Origin of the sequence: Pseudomonas sp. Irchel 3E19, assembly GCF_900187585.1 — a bacterium.
GTDB lineage: Bacteria > Pseudomonadota > Gammaproteobacteria > Pseudomonadales > Pseudomonadaceae > Aquipseudomonas > Aquipseudomonas baetica.
The window spans coordinates 1-13544 of sequence record NZ_FYDT01000050.1; the positions used below are offsets into that span (position 1 = coordinate 1).

Annotated in this window: 10 protein-coding genes, 3 tRNA genes and 1 pseudogene; 1 reads left to right on the forward strand and 13 read right to left on the reverse strand. The window is 57.2% G+C overall.

Annotation, left to right across the window (positions count from 1 at the left end):
- Window positions 1-140: 140 nt before the first annotated feature.
- Window positions 141-710: pseudogene (locus CKW18_RS23900) on the forward strand (recombinase family protein); the annotation flags it as partial.
- Between the two features lie 844 nt (window positions 711-1554).
- Here CKW18_RS23900 and CKW18_RS23910 read toward each other — a convergent pair.
- From CKW18_RS23910 to glmM, 13 genes are all read right to left on the reverse strand, one after another.
- A tRNA-Thr gene (locus CKW18_RS23910) sits at window positions 1555-1630 on the reverse strand.
- Between the two features lie 193 nt (window positions 1631-1823).
- Entirely contained in the window at window positions 1824-3929 is a 2106-nt protein-coding gene (pnp, locus tag CKW18_RS23915; RefSeq protein ID WP_095191051.1) for a polyribonucleotide nucleotidyltransferase, read from the reverse strand.
- A gap of 193 nt (window positions 3930-4122) precedes the next feature.
- Window positions 4123-4392 carry a 30S ribosomal protein S15 gene (rpsO, locus tag CKW18_RS23920; protein ID WP_003177875.1) on the reverse strand — a complete coding sequence of 90 codons (270 nt, stop codon included), beginning with the start codon at window positions 4390-4392 and terminating at the stop codon, window positions 4123-4125.
- A 142-nt stretch (window positions 4393-4534) separates the two neighbouring features.
- On the reverse strand, window positions 4535-5452 hold the full coding sequence (truB, locus tag CKW18_RS23925) for a tRNA pseudouridine(55) synthase TruB (protein ID WP_095191052.1): 918 nt from the start codon (window positions 5450-5452) through the stop codon (window positions 4535-4537).
- Between the two features lie 4 nt (window positions 5453-5456).
- Window positions 5457-5858, reverse strand: a complete 402-nt coding sequence (rbfA, locus tag CKW18_RS23930; protein ID WP_095191053.1) for a 30S ribosome-binding factor RbfA — start codon at window positions 5856-5858, stop codon at window positions 5457-5459.
- A 159-nt stretch (window positions 5859-6017) separates the two neighbouring features.
- A complete protein-coding gene (gene infB / locus CKW18_RS23935) occupies window positions 6018-8546 on the reverse strand; it encodes a translation initiation factor IF-2 (protein ID WP_095191054.1) in 2529 nt (842 codons plus the stop codon).
- 27 nt (window positions 8547-8573) lie between these two features.
- Window positions 8574-10055 (reverse strand): transcription termination factor NusA, encoded by a 1482-nt coding sequence (nusA, locus tag CKW18_RS23940; RefSeq protein ID WP_095191055.1) that lies wholly within the window; start codon window positions 10053-10055, stop codon window positions 8574-8576.
- Window positions 10056-10102: 47 nt separating this feature from the next.
- Complete coding sequence (rimP, locus tag CKW18_RS23945; RefSeq protein ID WP_007973115.1) at window positions 10103-10561, reverse strand: ribosome maturation factor RimP; 459 nt, start codon at window positions 10559-10561, stop codon at window positions 10103-10105.
- Window positions 10562-10700: 139 nt separating this feature from the next.
- Window positions 10701-10777 (reverse strand) — tRNA-Met (locus CKW18_RS23950).
- A 97-nt stretch (window positions 10778-10874) separates the two neighbouring features.
- A tRNA-Leu gene (locus CKW18_RS23955) sits at window positions 10875-10960 on the reverse strand.
- A 22-nt stretch (window positions 10961-10982) separates the two neighbouring features.
- Window positions 10983-11369: a preprotein translocase subunit SecG gene (gene secG, locus CKW18_RS23960; RefSeq protein WP_095191056.1), complete on the reverse strand. Its 387-nt coding sequence runs from the start codon at window positions 11367-11369 to the stop codon at window positions 10983-10985.
- A 4-nt stretch (window positions 11370-11373) separates the two neighbouring features.
- Window positions 11374-12129 carry a triose-phosphate isomerase gene (gene tpiA, locus CKW18_RS23965; protein ID WP_095191057.1) on the reverse strand — a complete coding sequence of 252 codons (756 nt, stop codon included), beginning with the start codon at window positions 12127-12129 and terminating at the stop codon, window positions 11374-11376.
- A gap of 65 nt (window positions 12130-12194) precedes the next feature.
- The gene (glmM, locus tag CKW18_RS23970; protein ID WP_095191058.1) at window positions 12195-13532 is read right to left on the reverse strand and encodes a phosphoglucosamine mutase; all 1338 of its coding nucleotides are present in this window, start codon (window positions 13530-13532) and stop codon (window positions 12195-12197) included.
- Window positions 13533-13544 lie beyond the last annotated feature (12 nt).

The following is a 13544-nucleotide window of genomic DNA, read 5'->3' on the forward strand; positions in this document are numbered from 1 at the left end:
GCGACATCAGTCATTACCTGATGCATCGGTACAACTGGATTAGACCGCACCAATTCAACAACGGACTGGCCCCAGCTCAGGCCGAGAAAAAACTTAACGTCGTGTCCGGGATTAGTTGACCACTACATTCCGACAGCACATACCTCCGAGCATCGAGCGAAGAGCAGGACACCCGCCGCGCCCGGGCATCGCTCGAGCAATTCGCCACCGACCACAACAAGGTGATCGCGAGCGTCTACTTGGAGAACGTCAGCGGCGCCTCGGCAGACCGGCCTGAGCTGCTGCGCCTGCTCAATGACGTCTTGCTGGTGGAGTCGATAGACCGCCTCTCGCGCCTTCCCGTGGAAGACTGGCAGAAGCCGAAGTCGGCGATCGACTCCAAAGGCCTGCGCATCGTTGCGCTCAACCTGCCGACGAGCTATCAAGGAATGCAGGACACAAAGGGAGACGAGTCCACCGGCCGGATGCTGGGCGCGATCAATTCCATGCTGGTGGAAATGATGGCCGCGATCGCACGCAAGGATTACGAGCAGCGCCGCGAACGCCAGGCGCAGGGGATCGCAAAGGCTAGGGCCGTCGGCAAGTACCAGGGTCGGCCGATAGATGAGGATCTGCACAAGCGCGTGAAGGAGTTACTGGCGGCAGGTCTTGGAGTGCGCGCCGCGGCTCGAAACGCCTCATGCTCAACGACGGTTCTGAAGATCAGGGACCGGGACCACAGTAACCCTTTAGAAAGCGGTAAGGGTGGAAGATTTGGAAACGATGGCGGTGACGGTAAGGGCGGTGGCGGCGGGCGATGCCCAAGCCTTATTGCCAGTTCGCGTTGAGAAGAAGACAGCGCCGGCCAGATCATATGAACGCTCGATAGCTTCATCTCCCGCAGGTCCTTTTTATGCTGATCACGCCGAAGGGCAACCTTGAAAAAAGAAGGGCTATGGTCGACGTCGTTCTCCTTCAGCCTCCACAGAACCACGAAGGCGAATTTCGGAGAAAGGTACCCATGGCCTTGATAGTAGCGAAGTGCGTTAGCGAGTATTGAGCCGCCCTCTGCGTCGGCGAGCTTCTGCAGCGATCGCAAGCAAGCATCGTCGCGCATCTTCTGCGTCAATCGATCCAGCTTTTTCTGTGTGTCCTTTGCGGAGAGTTTTCGGCCCGCTTCAAATACCGAAACACCGAATCTGAGGATGCACTGAGAACCCACCCAAAGCGCGTGGCCTGTGAGCGCGTTTCGAATCTCAAACTGATAGCGTAGCGACTCCTGATCACAAAGCTCACACGTCTCAGTCGGGTGCTCGTGATCCCTCACCACGTCCTTAAAAGACCACTCCTCGAAGGCCTCTGGCAGCGTCTTGCCTACAGACAGCGGAATGATGTTTTCCCAGACTCGCTGCGGGTAACTCGCCATGACCTGGCTCCTACTTCGTCCTTGCTTGATCGGAGTCGGCTTATTGCGAATCCGCCCTTTCCGCACCACGTTATCGAGCGGAATGCTGTCACCCTGCTGTCACAAGCATTCTTAACAACTGATCAGTAGCCGTGAAGCCCTTATTTTACTGGTGCCCGAGACAGGAATCGAACCTGCGACCTTCGCGTTACGAGTGCGCTGCTCTACCGGCTGAGCTACACGGGCAGTGGGCTAAACCTAGCACCGGTTTTCACAAAAGCAAAGATCGCAGCCTGCTGTAGCGCCTGCACGATCTGGTTATCACACCGTTTGTGTAGGAGCTGCCGCAGGCTGAGATCTTTTGATCTTATGCCAGACAAAAAAATGCCCCGCCGTTTTCACGGAGGGGCATTTTTATTGCGCTAACGCTTTGGGCTGATTAAACGCCCGAAGCCTTGGCCGCTGCCACGTCTTTGATGGACAGCTTGATACGGCCGCGGTTGTCCACGTCCAGTACCAGCACTTCCACTTCCTGGCCTTCTTTCAGGATGTCGGTCACTTTCTCAACGCGAGCGTCGCTCAGCATCGAGATGTGAACCAGACCGTCCTTGCCCGGCAGGATGTTGACGAATGCGCCGAAGTCGACGATGCGCTCAACCTTACCAACGTAGATCTTGCCGATCTCGGCTTCAGCGGTGATACCCAGAACGCGCTGACGAGCAGCTTCTGCAGCTTCCTTGGTTTCGCCGAAGATCTTGATCGAACCGTCGTCTTCGATGTCGATCGAAGCCTTGGTTTCTTCGCAGATCGCACGGATGGTCGCGCCACCTTTACCGATAACGTCACGGATTTTGTCGGTGTCGATCTTCATCGCGATCATGGTCGGAGCGTTGGCCGACAGTTCGGTACGCGACTGGCCGATGATCAGGTTCATCTGACCGAGGATGTTCAGGCGCGCTTCCAGGGCTTGGCCCAGAGCGATTTCCATGATCTCTTCGGTGATGCCCTTGATCTTGATGTCCATCTGCAGTGCGGTAACGCCTTTGGCAGTACCGGCTACTTTGAAGTCCATGTCGCCCAGGTGGTCTTCGTCACCGAGGATGTCGGTCAGGACTGCGAATTTCTCGCCTTCCTTAACCAGACCCATGGCGATACCGGCAACCGGCGCCTTCATCGGCACACCAGCGTCCATCAGGGCCAGGGAAGCGCCGCAAACGGAAGCCATCGAGCTCGAACCGTTGGATTCGGTGATTTCCGAAACCACACGGATGGTGTACGGGAACACGTCAGCGGCAGGCAGCATTGCCGAAACCGAGCGACGGGCCAGACGGCCGTGACCGATTTCACGACGACCAGCACCACCCATGCGACCACACTCGCCTACCGAGAACGGAGGGAAGTTGTAGTGCAGCATGAACGGGTCTTTTTTCTCGCCTTCCAGGGTGTCCAGCAGCTGTGCGTCACGGGCGGTGCCCAGCGTCGCGACTACCAGGGCCTGGGTTTCGCCACGGGTGAACAGCGCCGAACCGTGGGTCTTCGGCAGAACGCCGACTTCGATGTTCAGCGGACGTACGGTTTTGGTGTCGCGGCCGTCGATACGTGGCTTGCCGTTTACGATGTTTTCGCGAACGGTGCGGTATTCGATTTCGCCGAAAGCAGCTTTGACTTCAGCGGAAGTCGGCTGGCCTTCTTCGCCGGACAGCTTGGCAACCACTTGATCCTTCAACTCACCCAGGCGAGCGTAACGGTCGGCCTTGATGGTGATGGTGTAAGCCTGGGAGATCGCGTCGCCGAACTCGGCACGGATAGCGCCCAGCAGCTCGGTGGCTTCAGGCTGTGGAGCCCAGTTCCAGGTTGGCTTGGCAGCTTCAGCGGCCAGTTCTTTGACGGCGTTGATCACCACCTGGAATTCGTCGTGAGCAAACAGTACTGCGCCCAGCATCTGGTCTTCGGTCAGCTCTTTGGCTTCCGATTCAACCATCAGCACGGCGTCGGAAGTACCGGCAACAACCATGTCCAGGCTCGAAGCAGCTTGCTGCTCGTAAGTCGGGTTCAGCAGGTAGCCGGTGCTTTCGTGGAAAGCCACACGCGCGGCGCCGATCGGGCCGTCGAACGGGATGCCCGAGATAGCCAGGGCAGCCGAGGTACCGATCATCGCAGCGATGTCCGGATCGGTCTTCTTGCTGGTGGAAACGACGGTGCAGACAACCTGCACTTCGTTCATGAAACCTTCAGGGAACAGCGGACGGATCGGACGGTCGATCAGTCGGGAAGTCAGGGTTTCTTTCTCGGAAGGACGGCCTTCACGCTTGAAGAAACCGCCAGGGATCTTACCGGCAGCGTAAGTCTTTTCCTGGTAGTGAACGGACAGAGGGAAGAAGCCCTTGCCCGGATCGGCTTGCTTGGCACCAACAACGGTCACCAATACGCTGACGTCGTCGTCAACGGTGACCAATACTGCGCCGGAGGCCTGACGGGCGATACGGCCAGTCTCGAGGGTAACGGTCGACTGACCGAACTGGAATTTTTTGATTACCGGGTTCACGGTGTCCTACCTTCTTTGTGGCTCTTGGGGGAACTGGTTTCTTGCGAAATTCTTGGGCAATGTCGGGAATCGGCCCAACGCCTGTCCAGGGTAAAACGTGTATCCAGATAAAACTTGAGGCTGGGAGCCTGCCGGACGTCGGCGGAAACCGCCGGCGTCTGACAGACAACCAACCTCATAGCGCAATCGCTTATTAGCGACGCAGACCCAGGCGACCGATCAGAGTCTGATAACGACCCAGATCCTTGCCTTTCAGGTAGTCCAGCAGCTTGCGACGCTGGTTTACCATGCGGATCAGACCACGACGGGAGTGGTGATCTTTACCGTTGGCCTTGAAGTGACCTTGCAGCTTGTTGATGTTGTGGGTCAGCAGTGCAACTTGCACTTCTGGCGAACCGGTGTCACCAACAGCTTGCTGGTAGTCAGCAACGATTTGAGCTTTTTCTTGAACGTCGAGAGCCATGAGGCAATCCTTTTATCAGGAAACTGTTTCAAAGAAACAGCTTCAACAGGCCAGGGACAAATCCCTGTATCTATAAATGAGTCGTGACCGTGCCTGTTAACAGCCACACTCGCCAGCCTGCTGTTACACAGACTGGTTTCGGTCATTCCGACCGAATCAAACGACGTGGCGCGATACGCCCGTCTTCGCTCACTTCACCGATACCGATGAAGCGACCATTGTGATCCTGTACCCGCACCATGCCGAACTTCGGAGCATCCGGGGCACGTACCGGCTGGCCGTTGAGCCAGTAGAACGCGCTCGCTTCCGAAAAGTGCAGCAGCGGCCAATCCTGCAGGCCGCTGTCCGGTGGCATCAGGAAGCGGTCGACCGCTTCGTTGCCGCCTTCGGCATGTACCGCTTCGAGCTCTTCGAGGGTGACAGTCTGCGCCAGGGTGAAAGGCCCGGCCTGGGTACGGCGCAATTCTGCGACGTACGCACCACAACCGAGTTGCTCACCGATATCCTCCACCAGGGTGCGGATATAGGTGCCTTTGCTGCAGTCCACCGCGAGACGCGCAGTATCGCCTTCGAAGGCCAGTAATTCCAAGCGCGCAATAGTAACAGAACGCGGTTCGCGCTCCACTACTTCGCCTGCACGGGCCAGCTTGTACAGCGGCTGGCCATCACGCTTGAGCGCCGAGTACATCGGCGGTATCTGACTGATTTGACCGCGAAATTTCGGCAAGGCAGCCTCAACATCGGCGCGACCAACGGTCACCGGGCGCTCCTGCAAAACCTCACCCTCGGCATCCGCCGTGGTGGTGGTCTTGCCCAGTTGCGCCAGGGTTTCATAAGCCTTGTCGGAATCGAGCAGATACTGCGAGAACTTGGTTGCCTCACCAAAGCACAGCGGCAATACGCCGGTGGCCAGCGGATCAAGACTGCCAGTGTGCCCGGCCTTCTCGGCGTTGAGCAGCCAGCGAACCTTCTGCAACGCGGCGTTGGAGGTGAACCCCAGCGGCTTGTCGAGCAGGATGATACCGCTGACGTTACGACGGATACGTTTGACCTGAGCCACCGAGTTACTCCTTGGTGTCTTCAGGTTCAGCAACTGCCGGGTGCTGATTGTCTTCAGCCACGGCGCGCTCGATCAGGGCCGACAGGTGCGCGCCACGGACGACGGATTCGTCGTAGTGGAAATGCAATTGCGGCACGCTGCGCAGCTTCATTTCGCGGGCCAGTTGCATACGCAGGAAACCTGCGGCGGCATTCAGCACCTTGATGCTTTGCGCGATGTCTTCGGCGTTGTCCTGCCCCATCACGGTGATGAAAATCTTCGCGTGACCCACGTCACGGGAAACTTCCACTGCGGTAATGGTGACCAGACCGACGCGCGGATCTTTGACTTCACGACGGATCAGCTGGGCCAGCTCACGCTGCATCTGATCGCCGATACGTTGGGTACGGCTGTATTCTTTTGCCATGATTTGTTACCTGTTACTGCCTCACGGTGAAACCCGCAAGGTCTGAAAGCGGCAAACGCCCGGCCTGACAAAAGCCAGACCGGGCGTTGCGTTTAGAGTCCGGGTGATGCGCCGCACATTACAGTGCGGCCAACCATCACGGCTCCTGAAGTGCGCGAGTTAGAGGCTGCGAGCAACCTGAACCTTCTCGAAGACTTCGATCTTGTCACCGACTTTGACGTCGTTGTAGCTCTTAACGCCGATACCGCATTCCATGCCGGCACGTACTTCGGAAGCGTCATCCTTGAAGCGGCGCAGGGATTCCAGCTCGCCTTCGAAGATAACGATGTCTTCACGCAGTACGCGGATCGGACGGTTACGGTGCACAACACCTTCGATCACCATGCAGCCTGCGATCGCGCCAAACTTCGGCGAACGGAACACGTCACGCACTTCGGCAATACCCAGGATGTTCTCGCGAACATCGCTGCCGAGCATACCGGTCAGGGCTTTCTTGACGTCTTCGATGATGTCGTAGATCACGTTGTAGTAACGCATATCCAGACCTTCCTGCTCGACGATCTTCCGTGCGCCAGCATCGGCACGCACGTTGAAGCCGAACAGTACAGCGTTGGAAGCCAGTGCCAGGTTGGCGTCGGATTCGGTGATACCACCGACACCGCCACCGACTACGCGCACTTGCACTTCGTCGTTGCCCAGGCCATTCAGAGCGCCCTGCAAAGCTTCCAGCGAACCACGGACGTCGGATTTGAGGACGATGTTGAGCGTCTTCTTCTCTGCCTGACCCATGTTTTCGAAGATGTTTTCCAGCTTGCCGGCGTGAGCGCGAGCCAGTTTGACTTCGCGGAACTTGCCTTGACGGAACAGAGCCACTTCACGGGCTTTCTTCTCGTCTGCAACTACGCTCATCTCGTCGCCAGCGTCCGGGGTACCGTCCAGGCCGAGGATCTCGACAGGGATGGAAGGACCGGCTTCCTTGATTGGCTTGCCGTTCTCGTCGAGCATGGCGCGAACGCGGCCATAGTTCGAACCGACCAGCACCATGTCGCCTTGGCGCAGGGTACCGTCTTGAACCAGAACGGTTGCAACCGGGCCACGACCTTTGTCGAGACGCGATTCAACCACAACACCACGGCCAGGAGCCGAAGGGGTCGCTTTCAGTTCGAGAACTTCGGCTTGCAGCAGAACAGCTTCGAGCAGTTCGTCCACGCCAGTACCGACTTTCGCCGAAACCGGTACGAACGGCGTATCACCGCCCCACTCTTCCGACGTCACGCCGTGAACCGACAGTTCGCTACGGATGCGATCGAGATCAGCGCCCGGCTTGTCGATCTTGTTGACTGCAACCACCAGTGGAACGCCAGCCGCTACCGCGTGCTGAACAGCTTCAATGGTCTGCGGCATTACGCCGTCATCGGCTGCAACGACCAGAATCACGATGTCGGTCGCCTTGGCACCACGGGCACGCATTGCGGTAAACGCGGCGTGACCCGGGGTGTCGAGGAAGGTGACCATGCCGCGTTCGGTTTCAACGTGGTATGCACCGATGTGCTGGGTGATACCACCGGCTTCGCCAGCAGCTACCTTGGCACGACGGATGTAGTCGAGCAGCGAGGTCTTACCGTGGTCAACGTGGCCCATTACGGTCACGACTGGAGCACGGGAGAACGACTCACCTTCAAACTTCAGGGACTCGGCCAGGGAATCTTCCAGAGCGGTGTCGCTGACCAGGGTCACTTTGTGGCCCAGTTCTTCGGCTACCAGTTGAGCAGTTTCCTGATCAAGCACCTGGTTGATGGTCGCTGGAGTACCCAGTTTGAACATGAACTTGATGATTTCCGCAGCCTTGACCGACATCTGATTGGCGAGATCGCCAACGGTGATGGTCTCGCCGATCTGCACATCACGCACGACAGGGCCGGTTGGGCTCTGGAAACCGTGAGCGTTGCGCTTCTTCAGCTTGGCCTTGCCGCGACCACCACGACGGAAGCCATCGCTTTCTTCGTCGGTAGTGCGTGGCGCGACACGTGGTGCTGGTGCTTTCTCTTTGACCGATGCGCGATGCGGAGCGTTTTTACGCTCGCCATCACCACCGCCACTGCGACGATTGTTGTCGTCGGCACGTGGTTTGTCCGGACGGCGCTGTTCGTTCTGCTTGTTACGAACGTCAGCAGACGGTGCCGGAGCGGCGGCCACCGGTGCGCTTTCGCGTACTGGTTCGGCAGCTGTAGCCGGCGCCGAAACGGCGGCGCTGATAGCGGTTTGCGCAGCAGCAGGCTGGCGACGCGCTTCTTCTTCGGCGCGTTGCTTGGCTTCTTCTTCAGCCTTCTGACGGGCAGCATTTTCTACTGCGCGACGCTCATCCAGTTCACGTTTGCGCTCGGCTTCGATTTCTTCCGGGCTACGCTGTACGAAAACTTTCTTCTTGCGAACTTCAACGCTGATGCTCTTGCTGCCAGCAACACGCAGGGTGCTGGTGGTTTTACGCTGCAGCGTGATCTTGCGTGGTTCTTCCACTTTCGCCTTGTGGCTGCTCTTCAAGTGAGTCAGCAGGGATTGCTTCTCACTGTCAGTCACATTTTCTTCGGCGGCGGTGTGCGGCAGACCTGCCTCACGCATCTGCTGCAACAGGCGCTCTACCGGTGTTTTGACCTCATCGGCCAGTTGTTTCACCGTGACTTGCGTCATGCACTTCTCTCCTCAGGCCGCGCCTAATTACTCGAACCAATGGGCTCGGGCGGCCATGATCAACTTGCCGGCACGATCATCGTCAATGCCGTCGATGTCGAGCAGGTCGTCAATAGACTGCTCGGCCAGGTCTTCGCGGGTAATTACGCCGCGCACCGCCAGTTCCATCGCCAAATCCTTGTCCATACCCTCAAGCGAGAGCAGGTCTTCGGCCGGATGGGCGTCTGCCAGCTTTTCCTCAGTAGCGATGGCTTTGGTCAACAAACGATCCTTGGCACGAGCGCGAAGCTCGTTGACGGTGTCTTCGTCAAAGCCGTCGATGTTGAGCATTTCTTCCAACGGTACGTAGGCAATCTCTTCCAGGCTGGTGAAGCCTTCATCTACCAGCACCTGTGCCAGGTCTTCGTCGACTTCCAGCTCGTCGATGAAGTTGCGCAGGATGTCGCCGGTTTCTGCTTGCTGCTTAGCCTGGATGTCCGATTCGGTCATCACGTTCAGGGTCCAGCCAGTCAACTGGCTCGCCAGACGCACGTTCTGACCACCACGACCGATGGCCTGAGCCAGATTGTCTGCGCCAACGGCGATATCCATGGCGTGGGCATCTTCGTCAACGATAATTGCCGCAACCTCAGCCGGGGACATGGCGTTGATCACGAACTGAGCCGGGTTGTCGTCCCACAGGACGATATCAACACGCTCGCCGCCCAACTCACCGGACACTGCCTGGACGCGCGAACCGCGCATACCGATGCAAGCGCCCTGCGGGTCGATGCGTTTGTCTTTCGAGCGAACGGCGATCTTGGCGCGCGAACCCGGATCACGGGACGCTGCCATTACTTCGATCAGCCCTTCAGCAATTTCCGGCACTTCGATGCGGAACAACTCGATAAGCATTTCCGGCGCGGTACGCGACAGGATCAGCTGCGGGCCGCGGTTCTCGGTGCGGATTTCCTTGAGCAGCGCACGCAGACGTACGCCGACACGGAAGGTTTCGCGAGAGATGATGTCTTCACGGGCCAGCAACGCTTCAGCGTTGTTGCCCAGATCGACGATCACGTTATCGCGGGTGACTTTTTTCACGGTGCCGGAGATGATTTCCCCCAGGCGCTCGCGATAGGCGTCGACCACTTGAGCGCGCTCGGCTTCACGCACTTTCTGCACAATGACTTGCTTGGCAGTCTGTGCAGCAATGCGGCCGAACTCGATGGATTCGATCTTTTCTTCGACGACGTCGCCAACCTGGGCGCCTGGATGCGTTTCGGCAACCTTGCTCGGCCAGGTTTCGATAGCCGGATCGTCGAGATCATTCTCTTCGACAACCGTCCAGCGACGGAAAGTTTCGTAAGAACCGGTGTGGCGGTTAATTTCCACACGCAGGTCAACTTCGTCTTCAAAACGCTTTTTGGTAGCAGTGGCCAGAGCCAGCTCCAGCGCTTCAAAAATTACGCTTGCCGGTACGCCCTTTTCATTGGATACCGACTCAACAACCAGCAGTACTTCTTTGCTCATCGTACGCCTCGCCTTTCGCAAGCCATTGGATCCGCGGGATCCGCGTCTCAGTCAAAACTGGGAATAATGTTGGCCTTGTCGATCATATCGATCGGCAACAGGAACTCATGGTCTTCTACCTGCACCACGACGTCCTGTTCTTCTACACCGCGCAGAAGGCCCTGAAAGTTGCGTCGACCTTCAAAAGGCGAGCGCAGCTTGATCTTCACTTGTTCACCGGCAAATTTTGCAAACTGCTCAAGAGTGAACAGTGGGCGCTCCATGCCAGGCGAGGAAACTTCGAGGGTGTATTCAACGGAGATCGGATCTTCAACATCCAGTACACCGCTGATCTGACGGCTGACAATGGCGCAATCGTCCACCAGCACACCGCCCTCTTTATCAATATAAACGCGCAACATCGAGTGACGACCTTGAGCCGAGAACTCGATACCCCAGCATTCATAGCCTAGGGCCACGACCACCGGGGCCAGCAAGGCCTGCAACTCTTCTAGCTTGCTCGACACCTGAACCCCCTAGTGCATGATATGTGCATGCTATGCAAAATAAAAAAATGGGCTTAACGCCCATCCTTGAAACGCCGTCGAACAGCGGCGTTGAAAGTGTCCAGCTAACAAAAAGCCCCTTAAAAGGGGCTCCTTAAACTGGTTGCGGGGGCCGGATTTGAACCGACGACCTTCGGGTTATGAGCCCGACGAGCTACCAGACTGCTCCACCCCGCGACAAAGCTGGGGCAGAAGTATACGACCGATCCCTTATAGGGTCAATGTAACCTTCCACCTGCAAGAAAGCCCGCAACAGCGGGCTCTCCTGACTAATTGGTACCGAGAAGGGGACTCGAACCCCTACACCCTATGGGCACAACCACCTCAAGGTTGCGTGTCTACCAATTCCACCACCTCGGCAAAACTACGTTTGAAACCCTTCTTACTTCTGCTCTTGAGCTGGAGGTACGTCAGTCGCTGGAGTAGCCGACTTTTGCTCTTGAAGCACCGGGACATCATCAGAAGCCGGTTGTTGTTGCTTAGGTACTTCCAACACTGCTGGATCTGGTAATCCTGCTTGAGTCAGCTCATGAGCCTTCTCTTTAGCAAAGTAACCTAACCCCAAGCTGGTTATGAAGAAACCGGCGGCAAGTATAGCAGTAAACTTACTAAGAAAGGTAGAGGAACCTTGGCTTCCGAACACAGTATTTGAAGCACCTGCTCCGAAAGACGCGCCAGCGTCCGCACCCTTACCCTGCTGCAGCAAAACCAGAGCAACTACGCCCAATGCACCCAGCAGATGAAAAACGACTACGACTGTTTCCAGCATTTTTTCAGTTTCCCGCGGCGCGACAAATCGCACCGAACTCATCTGCATTCAGGGAAGCTCCACCAATGAGCCCCCCATCGATATCCGGCATGCCGAACAGTTCGACCGCATTGGCCGCCTTCACGCTGCCGCCGTATAGAAGCCGCACACCTCGTGCGATTTCAGAATTTTCTGCCGCCAACTGCTCGCGAATGGCTTTATGCACATCCTGCGCCTGCTGCGGCGTTGCAGTCAGCCCGGTGCCAATGGCCCAGACTGGCTCGTAAGCAATGACTGCCTTGGCAAAAGCACCAACACCCAGCTCCTCGATGATGCTGCCCAGCTGACGCCCGACAACCTCAAGAGTTTTACCGGCTTCGCGCTGCTCGAGGGTCTCCCCCACGCACAACACCGGAATCAAGCCACATGCCTGTGCCGCTGCGAACTTGCGATTCAGCACTCCGTCTCGCTCACCCATTATCTGGCGGCGTTCAGAGTGCCCGACAAGCACTAGGGAACAACCTGCATCCACCAACTGACTCGGCGCAATTTCACCGGTCAATGCACCTTGCATGGATTCCACCGCAGAATTCTGCGCACCGACCGAAATCGATTTGCCTTTCAAACCATCAATCACTTGATTGATATGCAAGCAAGGCGGGAATACCGCGACATCAACACCGCTTGGCAAGGCCAGATGACGAAGGCCGTTGATCAGCTCAGCGACGCTGGCGCGGGTACCGTGCATCTTCCAGTTACCAGCTACCATAGGGCGACGCATGCTGTACCTCGTCGGTCAAAGTGGGCGCAGATGTTACCCAACACAATCATGGCTTGCAAGCCGAATCAGGCAGAAACTTCAGTTACCAGTTTTGCCAGTTCTTCAGCATAACCGCGAACCTGCGCTTCGTCCTCGCCTTCGACCATTACACGCACCAGAGGCTCTGTACCGGACTTACGCAAAAGTACGCGTCCACGCCCTGCCATTGCTTGGGTCACGCGCGCGCCGGCTTCCTTGACTGCCGGATGCTCCAGCGGGTTTTCGCCACCACCGAAACGCACATTGATCAGCACCTGAGGGCACTTGCGCAAGGCTTGTCGGGCTTGTGCGAGGCCTTCGTTACGCGCCTTGAGCGCCATCAGCACTTGCAACGCAGCAATGATCGCATCGCCAGTGGTCGTGTGATTGAAGCAAACGATATGCCCTGAGTTCTCACCACCGACCAGCCAATTCCGCTCCAGCAATTCGGCGATCACGTAGCGATCGCCGACATTGGCACGAATAAATGGAATCGAAAGCTCTGCGAGCGCCAACTCCAGACCGAGGTTACTCATCAGGGTGCCAACTACGCCTCCCTGCAATTTTCCACGCTCATGCAGGTCACGGGCAATGATGAATAGCAAATCGTCACCATCAACGATGGCGCCAGTGTGATCGACCATCAGCACCCGATCACCGTCACCATCAAAAGCGATACCCAGATCAGCGTGTTCCGCCAGAACCGCTGCCTGGAGCTGACCCATATGGGTAGAGCCGCAGTTGTCGTTGATATTCAAACCATTAGGCTGGGCCGATAACACGACGACTTGTGCACCCAACTCGCGAAAAACGCTTGGGGCAACCTTATAGGTCGCACCATGGGCACAGTCGATGACGATCTTGAGCCCGGCAAAACTGGCGCCTGTAGGCACACTGCTCTTGCAGAACTCGATGTAACGACCAGAGGCATCGTTGATTCGCGACACCTTGCCGATCTTGCTCGACTCGACCACGGTCATAGGCGTGTCGAGCAGCTCTTCGATCATCAACTCCAGCTCATCCGGCAGCTTGGTCCCCTTACCGGAGAAAAACTTGATGCCGTTATCATCATGCGGATTGTGCGAAGCACTGATCACGATGCCTGCCTCAGCCTGAAAAGTGCGCGACAGGTACGCAATGGCCGGCGTCGGCATCGGGCCAAGCAGCATCACATCCGCACCTGCAGACGTCAGCCCAGCCTCAAGCGCCGACTCGAACATGTAGCCGGAAATTCGTGTGTCCTTACCGACCAGCACCTTGCAGGCGCCCATCTTGCGGAACGCCATGCCGGCAGCCCAGCCGAGCTTGAGCATGAAGTCAGGAGTAATAGGATATACACCGACTCGACCACGAATGCCGTCAGTACCAAAGTATTTCTTGCTCATAAGCGCTCCATC

What these genes read in the sequence shown, in the direction of transcription:
- rbfA (WP_095191053.1), bottom strand. Translation starts at nt 5,858, where the DNA reads ATGGCAAAAGAATACAGCCGTACCCAACGTATCGGCGATCAGATGCAG.
- rpsO (WP_003177875.1), bottom strand. Translation starts at nt 4,392, where the DNA reads ATGGCTCTCGACGTTCAAGAAAAAGCTCAAATCGTTGCTGACTACCAG.
- secG (WP_095191056.1), bottom strand. Translation starts at nt 11,369, where the DNA reads ATGCTGGAAACAGTCGTAGTCGTTTTTCATCTGCTGGGTGCATTGGGC.
- tpiA (WP_095191057.1), bottom strand. Translation starts at nt 12,129, where the DNA reads ATGCGTCGCCCTATGGTAGCTGGTAACTGGAAGATGCACGGTACCCGC.
- glmM (WP_095191058.1), bottom strand. Translation starts at nt 13,532, where the DNA reads ATGAGCAAGAAATACTTTGGTACTGACGGCATTCGTGGTCGAGTCGGT.
- infB (WP_095191054.1), bottom strand. Translation starts at nt 8,546, where the DNA reads ATGACGCAAGTCACGGTGAAACAACTGGCCGATGAGGTCAAAACACCG.
- nusA (WP_095191055.1), bottom strand. Translation starts at nt 10,055, where the DNA reads ATGAGCAAAGAAGTACTGCTGGTTGTTGAGTCGGTATCCAATGAAAAG.